Below are 342 nucleotides of genomic sequence, written 5' to 3' on the forward strand. Positions count from 1 at the left end.
AAGGCATCTTGATCCTGTCGAGAGATAGAATGGGTCTTTGCCATTTGCTCTGCCGTTTGTCCCATCGACAATCCGGTAGAGTATTCAGCAACAGCGGGAGGCACAGGCATCAAGTCTTTCATCTTGAAGCTGCTTACGATTTTGAGCTTTTGTGATAGCGAGCGAGCTTTGCTCAGCGCTAAGAGATTTGAGGCTAGAGATTTGGTCACGCCAATTGGTAACACTGATGATGAGTCTGCGCCACCAGCAATGCCCACCTCGATATTACCTGCGAGAATCGACTCTACAACATTCGCTGTCGCTTGAAAACTGGTCGCACAAGCGCGTGTCACACTGTAGGCA

General features: G+C 49.4%; 1 protein-coding gene. It reads right to left on the reverse strand.

Annotated features, from left to right (window positions below; genetic code table 11):
* Positions 1-342 (reverse strand): beta-ketoacyl synthase N-terminal-like domain-containing protein (locus tag AB4585_RS25510; protein ID WP_372171576.1); only part of this gene is annotated, 342 nt, incomplete at both ends.

Source organism: Vibrio sp. 10N.222.49.C9 (assembly GCF_041474985.1).
GTDB classification, from domain to species: Bacteria; Pseudomonadota; Gammaproteobacteria; order Enterobacterales; family Vibrionaceae; genus Vibrio; species Vibrio crassostreae_C.